Raw genomic sequence first — 15,867 nt, 5'->3', positions numbered from 1 at the left:
AGCCCGTGGTACGGCTCAGCGCGGCTGTTCAGGCAGAGCGCCCCTGGCGACTGGGCCGGTGTGCTGACCCAGGTACAGGCGGCGTTGACGCTGCGCCTGTCCGGTGTGCAGCGCGAACCCGAACCCGGTCCAGCGCCAACGCCAGCACCCGCCCAAAAGCCGCCGGCAATGACAGCTCAGGCCCTGGCCGCCCAGCTGGCGCAGGCAGTGGCCCTGCACCAGCAGGGGCAGCTCGACCAGGCCGAAGCGCTGTACAAGGAAATCCTGCGGGTGCAGCCGCAGCACTTTGATGCGCTGCAGTTGCTGGCAACGATGGCGGTGCAACGGAAAGATCCGGTGACCGCCATGGCCTTGTTTGACCAGGCGCTCAAAATCAGTCCCGACCATCCCAGCGCACTCAACAATCGGGGCAACGCCTTGCGGGACCTGAATCGCCCCGAAGAAGCGCTGGCCAGTTATGAGCACGCCCTCAGGCTCCAGCCGGACTATGCCGAAGCCCTGGCCAACCGCGGTGCAGCGCTGCGAGACCTCGAGCGCTACGCGGAGGCGCTGGAGAGTTATGACCGTGCCCTCAGGATCAAGCCGGACTATGCGTTGGCCCTGAGCAACCGCGGCAATGCATTGCGCGCCCTCAAACGCCCCCTGGAGGCGCTGGCGAGTTATGACCGTGCCCTCGGGGTCCGGCCGGACGATGCCCAAGTATTGAGCAACCGTGGCAATGCCTTGCAGGACCTGAAGCGGCCGGAGGAAGCGCTGCAGAGTTTCGACCATGCGCTGAAGATCAGGCCCGACTTTGCCGAAGCACTGAGCAATCGGGGCAAGGCCTTGTGGGATCTCCGGCGACCTGCCGAGGCGCTGGCCAGTTATGAGCGTGCGCTCCAGATCAAACCAGACTTTGTCGGTGCGTGGAGCAACCGTGGTGGCGTGTTGCGGGACCTGATGCGTCATGCCGAGGCGATGGAATGCTTTGAGCGTGCGCTGCAGCTTGAACCGGGTAATGCCGAAGCCCACTGGAACGAAGCGCTGTGCCGGCTGATACTGGGCGACTTTGCCGGAGGTTGGGTGAAGTACGAATGGCGCTGGAAAAAAGAGCCCGGGCTGTCCGCAGCGAGAAACTTCAGCCAGCCGCTGTGGCTGGGCAAAGAGTCGTTGGCGGGCAAGACGATACTTCTGCACTCCGAGCAAGGCCTGGGCGACACCCTTCAGTTCTGCCGCTACGCCAGGCAGGTGGCGGCCCTGGGCGCCACAGTGGTGCTCGAAGTGCAGCCAGCGCTCAAGACACTGCTTCAAGACCTGGAAGGTGTCAGCCTGGTGCTGGGGCGGGGCGAGCGCCTGCCCGACGTTGACTGCCACTGCCCGCTGCTGAGCCTGCCGCTGGCGTTCAAGGTCGATCTGGGCAACATCAGCGGCGAGCCCTACCTGCACAGCGACCCGGACAAACGCCAGGCCTGGCAAGAGCGACTGGGCCCCGGCCGCAACAAGCGCATCGGCCTGGTGTGGAGCGGCAGCACCGGCCACCAGAACGACCACAACCGCTCCCTGGCGCTGGCAGACATGCGGGGCCTGCTCAGCGAGCGGGCCGAGTGGTACTGCCTGCAAAAAGAGCTGCGACCTGCGGATCAGGCCACGCTGGCAAACACGCCCGGACTGACCTTCCTGGGCGATTCATTCCAGGACTTCAGTGACACGGCCGCGGTGGTGGCGTTGATGGACCTGGTGATCACGGTGGACACCAGCGTGGCGCATCTGGCGGGCGCCATGGGCAAAGAGGTGTGGCTGCTGTTGGCCTACAGCCCGGACTGGCGCTGGAGCCCGTGGTACGGCTCAGCGCGGCTGTTCAGGCAGAGCGCCCCTGGCGACTGGGCCGGTGTGCTGACCCAGGTACAGGCGGCGTTGACGCTGCGCCTGCGATAGGGAGGAGCCCCTATTGCCGGGCGCCGCGTGCGAGCGCTGCAGCGCGTGACGCGGCCAGCGCCTGCACGTCGGGCACGCCCTGGGTCGGCCAGCCGGACAGGTGCTGCTGCGCAATGTCGCTCAGGGCCTTCAGCCATTCGGGGCTGTCGTTGAGGCAGGCGATGTAGTTGAAGGTCTTCCCGCCCGCATGGACAAAAGCCTCCTTGGCCTCCTGCGCAATTTCCTCGAGGGTCTCGAGGCAGTCGCCGGTGAAGCCGGGGCACATCACATCGACGCTCTTGACGCCCGCCCTGGCCAGGGCCACCAGCGTGGGCTCGGTGTAGGGCTCCAGCCACTTGGCCTTGCCGAAGCGCGACTGGAAGGTGACGCGGTACAGCTCCTTGGCCAGTCCGAGTTCTTCGGCCAGCAGGCGAGCGGTTTTATGGCACTCGCAGTGGTAGGGGTCACCCAGATGCAGCGTGCGCTCGGGCACGCCGTGAAAACTCATGACCAGTTTTTCTGCGCGGCCATGGGTTGCCCAGTGTGCGCGCACGCGCGCTGCCAGCGCCGCGATGTAGCCCGGATGGTCGTGATAGTGGTTGACGAACCGAAACTCGGGAATGCGCCGTGTTTTGGCGGCCCAGCTGTAAACCGCGTCGAACACGCTGGCGGTGCTGGTGCCGCTGTACTGCGGGTAGGCGGGCAACACCAGGATGCGTGTCACGCCTTCGGCCTTGAGCGAGTTGAGCTGCGCGGCTACGGAGGGCTGGCCGTAACGCATGGCGTAGCGCACTTCAACATGGTGGCCGCGCTCGCCCAGGTAGCCGCGCAGCAGCGTCGCCTGTTTGGCCGTCCACACTTTCAGCGGTGAACCGTCCGCGGTCCAGATGCTGGCGTATTTGGCCGCTGACTTTTTGGGCCGCACGCGCAGGATGATGCCGTGCAGGATGAACCACCACAAGGCCTTGGGGATTTCGATCACACGGTGGTCACTGAGAAACTGCGCGAGGTAGGGGCGCAGCGCCGCCGCGGTGGGTGCGTCCGGGGTTCCGAGGTTGCAGTACAGCACGGCGGTGCCGCTGGCCGCGCTGGGCGGCTGCCCGTGCACAAAGGTGGGTTCGGGGGAAAAAGACATGGGTTATTCTCCCTTACCTATGCTTGACCTGACAATTATTAAAGCCATAACCCTTGACCTTGATGACACCCTCTGGCCGGTCTGGCCGGTGATAGAGAAAGCCGAAGCCGCACTCGACGAATGGCTGGGTCGCCACGCGCCCATGACCGCGGCCCTGTTTGCCAACCCCACGGCACGCCACGATATCCGCGAGCAGATTGTCCGTACCCGGCCCGAGCTCAGGCACAACCTCAGTGCCATCCGGCGCGAGGCGATCCGCCTGGCCCTGTACCGTTCCCGCGAGAACCCCTTGCTGGCGGAAGAGGCCTTTGAAGTTTTTTTTGCCGCGCGCCATGACGTGACGCTGTTCGACGACGCGATGCTGGCGCTCGAGTTTCTTTCCGCGCGTTACCCGGTGGTTGCGCTGTCCAACGGCAATGCCGATATCGGCCGCATCGGGCTCGCGCCATACTTTCGCGCGGCCATCAGCGCGCAGGAGTTCGGCGTGGGCAAGCCGGACCCGCGGATTTTCCATGCGGCGGCCGGCGCCGTGGATGTGCAGCCCCACAACGTGTTGCATGTAGGCGACGACGCAGCGCTCGATGTGCTGGGGGCGCTGAACGCGGGCATGCAGACGGCCTGGGTGAACCGGGCCGACCATCTGTGGACGCACGATGCCGTGCCGCACGAAACCGTGACCAGCCTGACCGAGCTGTGCGACCTGTTTCGCCTGGCGGACCCGCAGCCATGACACTGAAGGTCTACGGCATCGCGGCCTCGCGCGCATCACGGCCGCTGTGGGTGGCGCATGAACTGGGCCTGGCCTACGAACACATTCCACAGCCTTACCAGGGCGGTGCGACGCGCACGCCCGAGTTTCTGGCGCTCAATCCCAACGGGCACATCCCCGTGGTGGACGACAACGGCGTGCTGGTCTGGGAGTCCATGGCCTGTGCGCTCTACCTGGCCGGGCGTTTCCAGGGCGAGGGCGCTGAACCGCTCGCCGCAGTGAACCACGCCGAACAGGCCGAGATCCTGCGCTGGAGCTTCTGGGCCGTGACCGAATGCGAAAAAGATGCCCTGACGTTTTTGATGCACACCGTGGCCATGCCCGAGGAACGGCGCAAGCCGCAATTGGCGCAGGAGGCCGAGCGTCGCCTGTCGCCGGCCCTGCGTGTGCTCGATCAGCATCTGCAAACCCGCCGGTTTCTGGCCGGGGAGCGTTTCACCGTGGCCGACATCTGCGTGGCGTCGGTGCTGGCCTGGGTGCAGCGTTCGGCGGAGCTGAACGCGCAGTGCCCGCAGCTCAGCGCCTGGCTGGCGCGTTGCCTGGACCGGCCCGCGCAGCAACAGGTGCGCGCGCTGGCACGGCGTGATAGTGGCCGGAATCTATAGGCAAATCGGGCTCCAGCCCTTGCTGTTATTGCGCAAACAGCTATCTATTTGATAGCGTTTCTGGCGGCCTGCAAACCCGAACGCACCGCACCTTCCAGCGTGGCCGGGTAGGGGCCGTCGAGGTAGTCGCCGCAGGCAAGCAGCCCTGGCAGCACCTGCGCGGCGGGGCGCTGCAGGCCGGGCAGGCAGGCGAAGGTCGCGCGTTTTTCCACAATCGTCTGCACGGGCTGCAGGGCCGCCAGCCCGAGTTGCTGCTCGCCCTGGGCCAGCACGCGCCCGGTCAGTGCGGCCTTGTCGGCGCTGCTGGCGCTGACCACAAAGGCCAGCAGGCCGGCGGGCCCGCCGAGCTGGCCGCGATCAAACACAAACTGCGCCGGCGCCTCGCCGTCGGGTGCGCCGGCGCGCAGCGTGAGCATGGGCTGCGCCAGGCGCGCGCCGGGTGAAAACGCATACACCGTGGTGATCGCTTCAAACTGCAGCGCGCGGGTGTGCGCCAGCCACGCCTGGCAGGGCAGTCCGGCTGTTTCGACCAGCCGCGCAGCTTCCGCCGGCGGACAGGCGAGAACCACCCGATCAAAGAGGGCGCCATCGACCTGCCAGCTTCCGGCCAGGCGGGTCAGTCCCTGCACGCGGCGACCCAGGCCGACTTCGCCGCCACGCCGCACGACCCAGGCCAGCGCCGCGTCGGGCAGCAGCGCACTGAGATCCACACGCGGCAGCAACAGGTTGGAGCCGCCCGATTCGGCGAACAGCGCGTCGCGCAGCACACGCAAATACACCTGGCCGCTGGCGCGCTCGGCCGGCGTGTTCAGCGCCGAGACACACAGCGGCTCGATCAGGGTGGCCATCACCGTCGGGCTCAGTGTGCGGCACAGCTGCGCGACAGACAGCTCCGGCGCGCAGCGAAAGCCCGAGATCTGCCAGCCGACAGCGGCACGCAGCAGCGAGAGTTTGTCGCGCCAGGTCCAGCCGCGTGCACGCACAATGCCCGCCATTGCATCGAGCGGAGCGGGCAGCCGGGGAAAGGCCAGGCCCGTGCCGTCGGGGAACTGCAGGGTCAGTGGCAGGCGCAGCAGCGCCGTGTCGGCAGCGATGCCGACGTCGGCCATCAGGCGCAGCGTTTCGCTGTAGGCACCGATCAGGATGTGCTGGCCGTTGTCCAGTGCCAGCGCCCTGCCGTCGGGCCACTGGCTGTCGACACGCCGCGCGCGTCCGCCGGGGATGCGGGCCGCTTCAAACACAGTGACCTGCTGGCCCAGCCGCGTGGCTTCGACCGCCGCAGCGCAGCCGGCCCAGCCGGCGCCAATGACGGCCACCTTCATGGTGAGAATTTTTCCGACGGGCCGCCCCTAGGAAAAATAGCCCCCTGGGGGGGCAGCGCAGTACGCCAAGCGACAAGCGTGGGGGCCAAAGTTTTTACACCACTTTTCCGAAGGCCTGTGTTTTCCATGCCAGCCAGAACTTGCGCAGCGGCGTCAGGCTGACACGCTGGTGCAGCACCTGGTAGCCGTCGGCCTCGATCTCGCGCAGCAGGGTGCGGTAGATGCTGGCCATCATCAGGCCGGGCTTTTGCGCGCGGCGGTCTGCCTCGGGCAGCAGCGCCAGCGCCTCGTCGTACAGGCCGAGCGCACGCTGCGTCTGGAACTTCATCAGCGCGGTAAAGCGGTCGGAGTACTGGCGCTTGAGGATTTCGTGCGCTTTCACGTCGAACTGCTGCAGCTCGTTGACCGGCAGGTAAATGCGGCCGCGCAAGGCGTCTTCCCCGACGTCGCGGATGATGTTGGTCATCTGGAAGGCCAGCCCGAGCTTGTGCGCGTACTCGGTGGTCTGCGGCTGCGTCTGCCCGAAAATCCGCGCGGCCACCTCGCCGACGATGCCCGCGACCAGGTGGCAATAGGTCTGCAGGCCCGGGAAATCGAGAAAGCGGTTTTGCGTGAGGTCCATCTGGCAGCCCTCAATCACCGCCTGCAGGTGGCGCGCTTCGATCTGGTAGGTGGGGGCCAGCGGCATCAGCGCCTTCATCACCGGATGGGTGGGCGAGCCGGCGTAGGACTTGAGCACCTCGGCCTGCCACCAGGCGAGCTTGGTGTGGGCCACGCCGGGGTCGGTCACCTCGTCGACCACATCGTCGATCTCGCGGCAGAAGGCATAAAAGGCCGTGATGGCCGCACGCCTTTCCCTGGGCAAAAACAGGAAGGCGTAATAAAAACTGCTGCCGGATGCGGCGGCTTTCTGCTGGACGTATTCCTCGGGGTTCATGGGCGGGATTGTCGCAGGCTTGCGGCGATGGCAAGCGGGCCGCTGCCGGGATCACATCCGGATCGCGCGCCACAGCATCAGCGCCACATCCCAGGCCGTGAGTTTGGGACGCTGGCGCAACGTGGCAAAGTCGATCGCTTCGATCTTGTCGAGGATGCGCAGGCCGCCTTGCACCACCAGGCGCAATTCCCAGCCCGCGCGCCCCGGCACTTTCTTCACCAAAGGCAGACCTTTTAGCATGCGCGCCCTTGCCGAATGGACGCAGGCCGCTATCAATTTCGTAGTAATCGGATTCACATTCAGGGCCAGCAGTTGCGCTTCATCCACGCCGTGCGCGGCCCAGAGCTCCTGCGGCAGGTAGATGCGTCCGCGCGGAATGTCCACGCTGAGGTCCTGCCAGAAGTTGATCAGCTGCAACGCAGTGCAGATGTGGTCGCTCTGCACCAACGACGCCGCATCGTTGACACCGTAGAGGTGCAGCAGCAGGCGGCCGACCGGGTTGGCCGAGCGGCGGCAGTAGTCCAGCAGCTCGGCCTCGGTGGCATAACGCTGCTTGACAACGTCCTGCTCGAACGCGCTGAGCAGGTCGTCCAGCAGCGGCACCGGCAACTGGAACTGCCTGATCACCGGCGCCAGGGCAGCAAAGACGGCCGGCCATCGCGCCGAGACCGGCCGGCCCTCGGCCGCGGCGAACAGGTCGGCGCGGCAGGCCGCCAAGTCGGCCAGGCGCTGGGCCGGCAGGGCGTCGCCTTCGTCGGCGATGTCGTCGGCCGTGCGGGCAAACCAGTAGATCGCCGCCACCGCCGGACGCAGGCGTGGCGGACACAGCAGCGAGGCCACGGGGAAGTTTTCGTAGTGGCTGGAAGGCGGCTGCAACGGCTGCGCAAGGTCGGGATGGGGGCCGGAAGTCATGGGCTGGATTGTCGCTTGACAAGCCTTGGGAATTACCCTAGATTACTAACCGGTCAGTCATTAACAGAGTTTTTAGTCTCGCCTGTTTCCTGCTTTCCAGTCTTTTTCGCCACCGTTTTTCCTCGATGCCATCATGAATAAAACCGCTTTTGCCGTCCTCAGCAGCGCCTTGTTGCTGGCCGCCTGTTCCAAGTCAGCTCCGCCCGAGGAGCCGGTGCGTGCCGTCAAGGTCATGACCGTGGGAACGGATTCCTTCGCCACCACTTATGAGTTTGCCGGCGAGGTCAAGGCCCAGGTCGAGTCGCGGCTGGGGTTCCGGGTCGGCGGAAAAATCATCCGGCGCCAGGCCGATCTGGGTCAACGTGTCCAGGCCGGGCAGGTGCTGGCCCAACTGGACCCGCAGGACTACAAGCTGGCCGCCGATGCGGCGCGCGCCCAGGTCGCGGCGGCGGCGACGCAGCGCGACCTCGCCTCGGCCGACTACAAACGCTACAAGGAACTCCGGGACCAGAATTTCATCAGCGGCGCCGAACTCGAGCGCCGCGAGACCACGCTCAAGGCGGCGCAGGCCCAGCTCGATCAGGCGCAGTCGCAACTGGCCGTGCAGGGCAACCAGGCCAATTACGCCGTGCTGGTGGCCGACGTGTCGGGCGTGGTGACGGCCGTGGAAGCCGAAGTCGGGCAGGTCGTTGCTGCTGGCACCCCGGTGCTGCGCATCGCCGCCGACGGCCCGCGCGACGTGGTGTTTTCCGTGCCGGAAGACAAGGTGGCGGCCATCAAGGTCGGCATGCCGGTCAAGGTGCGGGTTTGGGCGCAGAACGCCGGGCTGGAAGGCAAGGTGCGCGAAGTGGGCGCCAGCGCCGACCCGCTCACGCGGACCTACCCGGTGAAGGTGGCGCTGGCCACCCGCGAGCCGCCGGTGCTGGGCGCCACGGTGTACGTGCAGCCGCAGGGCCTGAGCGCCGCGGGTGTGCAGGTCATCAAGCTGCCGACCACCGCTCTGCGCCAGGAAGGCCGGTCAACGGCGGTCTGGGTGCTGGACAAGGCGAGCATGACGGTGAAGTCGCAACTGATCGAGGTGGCCACGGCCGACGGCAACGAGGCCGTGGTGGCTTCGGGCCTGCAGCCCGGCATGCTGGTGGTCAGCGCCGGCGTGCACGTGCTCTCGCCTGGTCAGAAGGTCACAATTTATCAGCCAAAAGTGGCTGCAGCCCTTTCCCCGCCTGCGCAGATAGCTATCAATCCGGTAGCATCCGCCGCTGCGGCAACGCTGCCCCTGGCTGCGCCTGCTGCTGCGAAGTGAGGCCGGCATGACCCAAGTACAACCGAAGAACAGCTTCAACCTGTCCAAATGGGCGCTGGACCATCCGGCGCTGACGCGTTACCTGATGGTGGTGCTGATGCTGCTCGGCTTCGCTGCCTACTTCCAGCTCGGCCAGGACGAGGACCCGCCGTTCACCTTCCGTGCCATGGTGGTGCGTACCTACTGGCCGGGCGCCACGGCGCAGCAGGTGGCCGAGCAGGTGACCGACAAGATCGAGCGCACGCTGCAGGAAGTGCCGTTTGCCGACAAGATCCGCAGCTACTCCAAGCCGGGCGAGTCGCAGATCATTTTCCAGATCAAGGACTCGTCGAAAGCCGCCGATGTGGCCGGTGTCTGGTATGCGGCGCGCAAGAAGATCGGCGACATGCGGGGCACGCTGCCCGGCGGCGTGCAGGGACCGTTTTTCAACGACGACTTCGGCGACGTGTATGGCGTGATCTACGCGCTGCAGGCCGATGGTTTCAGTTATGCCGAGCTCAAGACCTTTGCCGACGACGTGCGCCAGCAGTTGCTGCGAGTGCCCGATGTGGCCAAGGTCGAGCAGTTCGGCGCGCAGGACGAAAAGCTCTACATCGAGATCTCCCAAAAACGCCTGGCCCAGCTCGGGCTGGACTTCAACCAGGTCCTGAACCAGCTCGGCCAGCAAAACGCGGTGGAGTCCGCCGGCGCGATCCAGACGCCGCTGGACGTGGTGCAGGTGCGGGTGGCCGGCCAGTTCGAAGTGGTCGAGCAGTTGCGTGCCATGCCGATACGCGCCAGTTCGGGCAGCCAGCTGCGGCTGGGGGACATTGCCGAGGTCAGGCGTGGTTACATTGACCCGCCTGCCGTCAAGGTGCGGCACCAGGGCCGGGAGGTCATCGCGCTCGGTGTCTCCATGGGCAAGGGCGGCGACATCATTGCCCTGGGCAAGGCGCTGAAGGCGACCACTGCGCGCATCGGCACCAGCCTGCCGGCCGGCATCGAGCTGGTGCAGATCCAGGACCAGCCGACCGCGGTGGCGACCTCGGTCAACGAGTTCGTGAAGGTGCTGATCGAGGCGGTGGTGATCGTGCTTGCGGTGAGTTTCATCGCACTGGGTTTTCATCGCCGCCCGGGCCAGCACCCGCTGTGGAAGCGTTATTACATCGACATGCGGCCCGGCCTGGTGGTGGGCATCACGATTCCGCTGGTGCTGGCGGTGACCTTTCTGGCCATGAGCTACTTCGGCATCGGCCTGCACAAGATCTCGCTGGGCTCGCTGATCATTGCGCTGGGCCTGCTGGTGGACGACGCGATCATTGCGGTCGAGATGATGGTGCGCAAGATGGAAGAGGGTTACGACAAGGTGCGCGCCGCGACCTTTGCGTATGAAATCACCGCCATGCCGATGCTGACCGGCACGCTGATCACGGCCGTCGGCTTTTTGCCGATCGGCATGGCCAAATCGGCCGTGGGCGAGTACACCTACGCGATCTTTGCGGTCACTGTCATCGCGCTGGTGCTGAGCTGGGTCGTGTCGGTGTATTTTGTGCCTTATCTGGGGACCTTGCTGCTCAAGGTGCCGCCGCATGTGCAGGAGGTGGCCGCCGGGCAGGACAGCCCTCACGAGATGTTCGACAGCCCCTTCTACAACACGTTTCGCCGGGCGGTGAACTGGTGTGTGCAGTACCGCTGGCTCACGATAGGCGCAACAGTGCTGTTTTTTGCGCTCGGCATTGTCGGCATGGGCAAGGTGCAGCAGCAGTTCTTCCCGGATTCGAGCCGGCGCGAGATCATGGTCGACATCTGGTTCCCGGAAGGCACCTCGTTCGCCGCCAATGAACTGACGGCCAAACGTGTCGAGGCACGCCTGCTCCAGGAAGCCGGCGTCAGTTCGGTCAGCACCTGGATAGGCTCGGGCGTGCCGCGTTTTTACCTGCCGCTGGACCAGGTTTTTCCGCAGACCAACGTGTCGCAATTCATCGTGCTGCCGCAGGACCTGAAAGTGCGCGAGTCCCTGCGCATCAAGCTGCCGGCGCTGCTGGCCCAGGAATTCCCCGAGGTGCGCGGCCGCATCAAGCTGCTGCCCAACGGCCCGCCCGTGCCTTACCCGGTGCAGTTCCGCGTGGTCGGCGTGGACCCGCTGGTGCTGCGCGAACGCGCCGATGAGGTCAAGGCCGTGATGCGGGAGAGCGCCCACACCCGCGGCGTCAACGACAACTGGAACGAGTCGGTCAAGGTGCTGCGCCTGGAAGTGGACCAGTCCAAGGCGCGCGCCCTGGGCGTGACCAGCCAGTCGATCGCGCAGGCTTCAAAGACCAGCCTGACAGGCAGCACAGTGGGGCAGTTCCGCGAAGGCGACAAACTCATTGACATGGTGGTGCGCCCGCCGCCGGACGAGCGCAATTCCATCACCGACATGGCCAACGCCTATCTGCCGACCGCATCGGGCAAGTCCATTCCCCTGACACAGATCGCCAAGCCAGTATTCACCTGGGAGCCGGGCGTGATGTGGCGCGAAAATCGCGACTATGCAATCACGGTGCAAAGCGACATCGTCGAGGGGCTGCAGGGCGCGACGGTGACCAACGAGTTGCTGCCGCAACTGAAGGCGCTGGAAGCGCAGTGGCGCCAGAAAGGCATCGCCGGTTACCGCATTGACGTCGCCGGCGCCGTCGAGGAAAGCAGCAAGGGCTCCAGCTCGATTGCAGCCGGCATTCCCATCATGCTGTTCCTGACCTTCACCTTGCTGATGCTGCAGCTGCACAGCTTCAGCCGCGCCATGCTGGTCTTCCTGACCGGACCGCTGGGCATTGCCGGCGTGGCCGGGGCCCTGCTGCTGCTGGGCCGTCCCTTCGGCTTTGTGGCCTTGCTCGGCGTGATTGCGCTGATGGGCATGATCCAGCGCAACTCGGTGATCCTGATCGACCAGATCGAGCAGGACCGGGCGGCCGGCGTGCCAGCCTGGGACGCGATTGTCGAGTCAGCCGTGCGGCGTTTGCGCCCCATCGTGCTGACCGCCGCCGCCGCCGTGCTGGCCATGATCCCGCTGTCGCGCAGCGTGTTCTGGGGACCGATGGCGGTTGCCATCATGGGCGGGCTGATTGTTGCCACGGTGCTGACGCTGCTGGCCTTGCCGGCGATGTATGCAGCGTGGTTTCGTGTGAAACGGGAGTTACCGGTCCCGGCCTGACCCCACCTGCGGGATGGCTGGGCGCTGAAGCGGCAGCCGATACAGGCTAAAATAGAAAGTTGACCGATTTCAGGCGGGGGTCCGGAAGCCGAAAAGCTGAGGATTCCCGTTTTTATTTCAGGCGCGCGGGTGGCGAAATTGGTAGACGCACCAGGTTTAGGTCCTGACGTCCGCAAGGATGTGCGGGTTCGAGTCCCGCCCCGCGCACCACGATTGAGACTTTCAGGACGATGGCCGCACCGGTTGACCGGTGCGCCCCTCTGTCTTTTACACATTTTTCGGATATTTAGGAGTAGATCATGGCCGTGACTGTTGAAACCCTTGAGAAGCTGGAGCGCAAGATCACTTTGACGCTGCCCGTAGGCACCATCCAGTCCGAAGTGGACTCGCGCCTGAAACGCCTGGCCCGCACGGTCAAGATGGACGGTTTCCGTCCCGGCAAGGTGCCGATGAACGTGGTCGCCCAGCGTTATGGCTACTCCGTGCATTACGAAGTCATGAACGACAAGGTCGGCGAAGCTTTCTCCGTGGCCGCCAATGAAGCCAAGCTGCGCGTGGCCGGCCAGCCGCGCATCAGCGAAAAGGAAGGCGCGCCCGAGGGCGAGCTGGCGTTTGACGCGATTTTCGAGGTTTATCCGGAAGTCAAGATCGGCGACCTGGCCAGCGCGGAAGTCGAAAAAATTACCGCAGAAGTGACCGACGAAGCCATCGACAAGACGGTGGACATCCTGCGCAAGCAGCGCCGCACCTTTGCCCAGCGCGCCATCGACGCGCCTGCGCAGGACGGCGACCGCGTCACCATCGACTTCGAAGGCAAGATCGACGGCGAGCCGTTTGCCGGCGGCAAGGCGGAAGCCTTCCAGTTCCTGGTCGGCGAAGGCCAGATGCTCAAGGAGTTCGAAGACGCGGTGCGCGGCATGAAAAGCGGCGAGAGCAAGACCTTCCCGCTCAATTTCCCCGCTGATTACCATGGCAAGGATGTCGCCGGCAAACAGGCCGACTTCATGGTCACGGTCAAGAAGATCGAAGCCGCCCACCTGCCTGAAGTCAACGAAGCCCTGGCCAAATCCCTGGGTATTGCCGACGCGACCGTCGAAGGCCTGCGCGCCGACATCCGCAAGAACCTCGAGCGCGAAGTCAAGTTCCGCCTGCTGGCCCGCAACAAAAACGCCGTCATGGACGCGCTGCTGGCCCACGCCGAACTCGACGTGCCCCAGGCGATCGTCCAGTCCGAACTGGACCGCATGGTGGAAGGTGCCCGCGCCGACCTCAAGCAGCGCGGCATCAAGGACGCTGACAAGGCGCCGATTCCCGACGACATCTTCCGCCCGCAAGCTGAAAAGCGCGTGCGCCTGGGCTTGGTGGTGGCCGAGCTGACCCGTACCAACGACCTGTTTCCCAAGACCGAACAGGTCAAGGCCCACGTCGAAGAGCTGGCTTCGAGCTACGAAAAGCCGGAAGACGTGGTGCGCTGGTACTTCAGCGACGAAAAACGCATGGCCGAGGTCGAGTCCGTCGTGATCGAAAACAACGTCACGAATTTTGTGCTGGGCAAGGCCAAAATCGTCGAAAAATCGGTGCCATTTGATGAATTGATGGCGCAGAACTGAAGCGGACGGCGGGCTCCCGGCCCGGCGCAAAGCTGATTTCTGATGCAGGGGCTTGCGGCTGAGGCTTCAAGCCCCATTTATTTTGGGTAAAGTAGTCCCAACATTTGGAGAAAACATGAACATTTACAGCAGTGCACAGGACATCCAGGGCCTCGGCATGGTGCCGATGGTGATTGAGCAGTCCGGCCGCGGCGAGCGGTCCTATGACATCTATTCGCGCCTGCTGAAGGAGCGTGTCATTTTCCTCGTGGGCCCGGTCAACGACCAGACGGCCAACCTGGTGGTGGCGCAGTTGCTGTTCCTCGAGAGCGAAAACCCGGACAAGGACATTTCGTTCTACATCAACTCCCCGGGCGGTTCCGTGACCGCCGGCATGGCGATTTACGACACCATGCAGTTCATCAAGGCGGACGTGTCCACGCTGTGCGTGGGCATGGCGGCCAGCATGGGTGCCTTCCTGCTGGCGGCCGGCGCCAAGGGCAAGCGCTTTTCGCTGCCCAACTCGCGCGTGATGATTCACCAGCCTTCGGGCGGCGCGCAGGGCCAGGCCTCCGACATCGAGATCCACGCCCGCGACATCCTCAAGACGCGTGACCAGCTCAACCGCATCCTGGCCGAAAATACCGGGCAGACCATTGAAAAAATCGAGCGCGACACCGAGCGCGACTACTTCATGTTTGCCGACGAGGCGAAAGCCTATGGTGTGGTGGATCAGGTGATTGCCAAGCGCCCCTGAAGGCTCGGCTTTTCCCGTCAGTTGCATTGCAGCAACGGCGTTTCCTGTGGCAGGAAACGCCGTTTTTTTGTCCCCGGGTCGCCCCAGGACAAAAAGCCCTCTTGGGGGCCGCGAAACGTGGGGGCCAGGTTTATTTGGTTATCATTGGCTAACACGTCCCTCGGGCACCCAAAGGCATTACATTCATGGCCGATAAAAAAGGCTCTTCCAGCGAAAAAACCCTGTACTGCTCCTTCTGCGGCAAAAGCCAGCACGAAGTCAAGAAGCTGATTGCAGGGCCATCGGTTTTCATCTGTGATGAATGCATCGACCTGTGCAACGAAATCATCCGCGACGAGCTGCCCGCCGGAGATGATGTGCGCGAAACGCGTGGCGACCTGCCGACGCCGCTGGAAATCAAGACCACACTGGACGGCTACGTCATCGGCCAGGAACCAGCCAAGCGCACACTGGCCGTCGCCGTGTACAACCACTACAAACGCCTGCGCCACAAGGAAAAAGCAAAAAAAGACGATGTGGAGCTGACCAAAAGCAACATTCTGCTGATCGGCCCCACCGGCTCCGGCAAGACCCTGCTGGCCCAGACCCTGGCGCGTACGCTGAATGTTCCTTTCGTGATGGCCGACGCCACCACGCTGACCGAAGCCGGCTATGTCGGCGAGGACGTCGAGAACATCATCCAGAAGCTGCTGCAGAGCTGCAACTATGAAGTCGAGCGCGCGCAGCAGGGTATTGTCTACATCGACGAAATCGACAAGATCTCGCGCAAGTCCGACAACCCCTCGATCACGCGCGACGTGTCGGGTGAGGGTGTGCAGCAGGCGCTGCTCAAACTGATCGAGGGCACCATGGCCTCGGTGCCGCCGCAGGGCGGCCGCAAGCACCCGAACCAGGACTTCCTGCAGGTCGACACCACCAACATCCTGTTTATCTGCGGCGGGGCTTTCTCGGGGCTGGAAAAAGTCATCGAAAACCGCACCGAGTCGTCCGGCATCGGTTTTGGTGCCAGCGTCAAGAGCAAAAAGGCCCGGAGCCTGACTGAGGCCTTCAAGGACGTGGAGCCGGAAGACCTGATCAAGTTCGGTCTGATCCCCGAACTGGTGGGCCGCATGCCGGTGGTTGCCACTTTGGCCGAACTGACTGAGGACGCGCTGGTGCAGATCCTGACGGAACCCAAAAACGCCGTCGTCAAGCAGTTCAGCAAGCTGCTGTCCATGGAAGGGGTCGATCTGGAGATTCGTCCCTCGGCGCTCAAGGCCATTGCCCGCAAGGCGCTGGCCCGCAAGACCGGCGCGCGCGGCCTGCGCTCGATCCTGGAACAGTCCCTGATTGACACCATGTTTGACCTGCCCAACACCAGCAATGTGGAAAAAGTGGTGGTTGACGAGTCGACGATCGAGGAAAACAAGCCGCCGCTGCTGGTCTACCGTGAAGCCGCCAAACAGGCCTGAGGCCGCGCCAGACCAAGAAGGT

The 15,867-nt window shown here is 64.5% G+C and carries 12 protein-coding genes and 1 tRNA gene; 9 read left to right on the top strand and 4 right to left on the bottom strand.

The annotated features are described in order from the left end of the window. Nucleotides 1–1,914 (top strand): tetratricopeptide repeat protein (locus B7X65_RS13445; protein ID WP_366928939.1); only part of this gene is annotated, 1,914 nt, incomplete at its 5' end. Nucleotides 1,915–1,924: 10 nt separating this feature from the next. Here B7X65_RS13445 and hemH read toward each other — a convergent pair. After that, nucleotides 1,925–3,028: a ferrochelatase gene (hemH, locus tag B7X65_RS13440; protein ID WP_293594807.1), complete on the bottom strand. Its 1,104-nt coding sequence runs from the start codon at nt 3,026–3,028 to the stop codon at nt 1,925–1,927. A 19-nt stretch (nt 3,029–3,047) separates the two neighbouring features. Between hemH and B7X65_RS13435 the strand changes: the two genes are divergently transcribed. Both B7X65_RS13435 and B7X65_RS13430 read left to right on the top strand, forming a co-directional pair. Then, entirely contained in the window at nt 3,048–3,758 is a 711-nt protein-coding gene (locus B7X65_RS13435; RefSeq protein WP_293594806.1) for an HAD family hydrolase, read from the top strand. Next, a complete protein-coding gene (locus B7X65_RS13430) occupies nt 3,755–4,402 on the top strand; it encodes a glutathione S-transferase family protein (protein ID WP_293594805.1) in 648 nt (215 codons plus the stop codon). The genes B7X65_RS13435 and B7X65_RS13430 overlap by 4 nt, the downstream gene beginning before the upstream one ends. Before the next feature lie 44 nt (nt 4,403–4,446). Here B7X65_RS13430 and hpnE read toward each other — a convergent pair whose 3' ends face one another. From hpnE to hpnC, 3 genes are all read right to left on the bottom strand, one after another. After that, the gene (gene hpnE / locus B7X65_RS13425) at nt 4,447–5,724 is read right to left on the bottom strand and encodes a hydroxysqualene dehydroxylase HpnE (RefSeq protein ID WP_293594804.1); all 1,278 of its coding nucleotides are present in this window, start codon (nt 5,722–5,724) and stop codon (nt 4,447–4,449) included. A 94-nt stretch (nt 5,725–5,818) separates the two neighbouring features. Further along, nucleotides 5,819–6,661: a presqualene diphosphate synthase HpnD gene (gene hpnD / locus B7X65_RS13420; protein WP_293594803.1), complete on the bottom strand. Its 843-nt coding sequence runs from the start codon at nt 6,659–6,661 to the stop codon at nt 5,819–5,821. Nucleotides 6,662–6,712: 51 nt separating this feature from the next. Next, nucleotides 6,713–7,573, bottom strand: coding sequence for a squalene synthase HpnC (gene hpnC, locus B7X65_RS13415; protein WP_293594802.1), 861 nt, complete (start codon nt 7,571–7,573; stop codon nt 6,713–6,715). A 133-nt stretch (nt 7,574–7,706) separates the two neighbouring features. Between hpnC and B7X65_RS13410 the strand changes: the two genes are divergently transcribed. From B7X65_RS13410 to clpX, 6 genes are all read left to right on the top strand, one after another. Beyond that, nucleotides 7,707–8,876 (top strand): efflux RND transporter periplasmic adaptor subunit, encoded by a 1,170-nt coding sequence (locus B7X65_RS13410; RefSeq protein ID WP_293594801.1) that lies wholly within the window; start codon nt 7,707–7,709, stop codon nt 8,874–8,876. 7 nt (nt 8,877–8,883) lie between these two features. Next, nucleotides 8,884–12,048 (top strand): efflux RND transporter permease subunit, encoded by a 3,165-nt coding sequence (locus B7X65_RS13405; RefSeq protein WP_293594800.1) that lies wholly within the window; start codon nt 8,884–8,886, stop codon nt 12,046–12,048. Nucleotides 12,049–12,171: 123 nt separating this feature from the next. Then, a tRNA-Leu gene (locus B7X65_RS13400) sits at nt 12,172–12,258 on the top strand. An 89-nt stretch (nt 12,259–12,347) separates the two neighbouring features. After that, the gene (tig, locus tag B7X65_RS13395) at nt 12,348–13,658 is read left to right on the top strand and encodes a trigger factor (RefSeq protein WP_293594799.1); all 1,311 of its coding nucleotides are present in this window, start codon (nt 12,348–12,350) and stop codon (nt 13,656–13,658) included. 115 nt (nt 13,659–13,773) lie between these two features. Next, nucleotides 13,774–14,394: an ATP-dependent Clp endopeptidase proteolytic subunit ClpP gene (gene clpP, locus B7X65_RS13390; RefSeq protein ID WP_293594798.1), complete on the top strand. Its 621-nt coding sequence runs from the start codon at nt 13,774–13,776 to the stop codon at nt 14,392–14,394. 185 nt (nt 14,395–14,579) lie between these two features. Beyond that, nucleotides 14,580–15,845, top strand: a complete 1,266-nt coding sequence (clpX, locus tag B7X65_RS13385) for an ATP-dependent Clp protease ATP-binding subunit ClpX (protein ID WP_293594797.1) — start codon at nt 14,580–14,582, stop codon at nt 15,843–15,845. Nucleotides 15,846–15,867: the final 22 nt, after the last annotated feature.

The organism is Polaromonas sp. 39-63-25 (assembly GCF_002278925.1).
In the GTDB taxonomy this organism is placed as follows: Bacteria; Pseudomonadota; Gammaproteobacteria; order Burkholderiales; family Burkholderiaceae_C; genus Polaromonas.
This window is presented reverse-complemented; position numbering and strand designations above follow the sequence as displayed.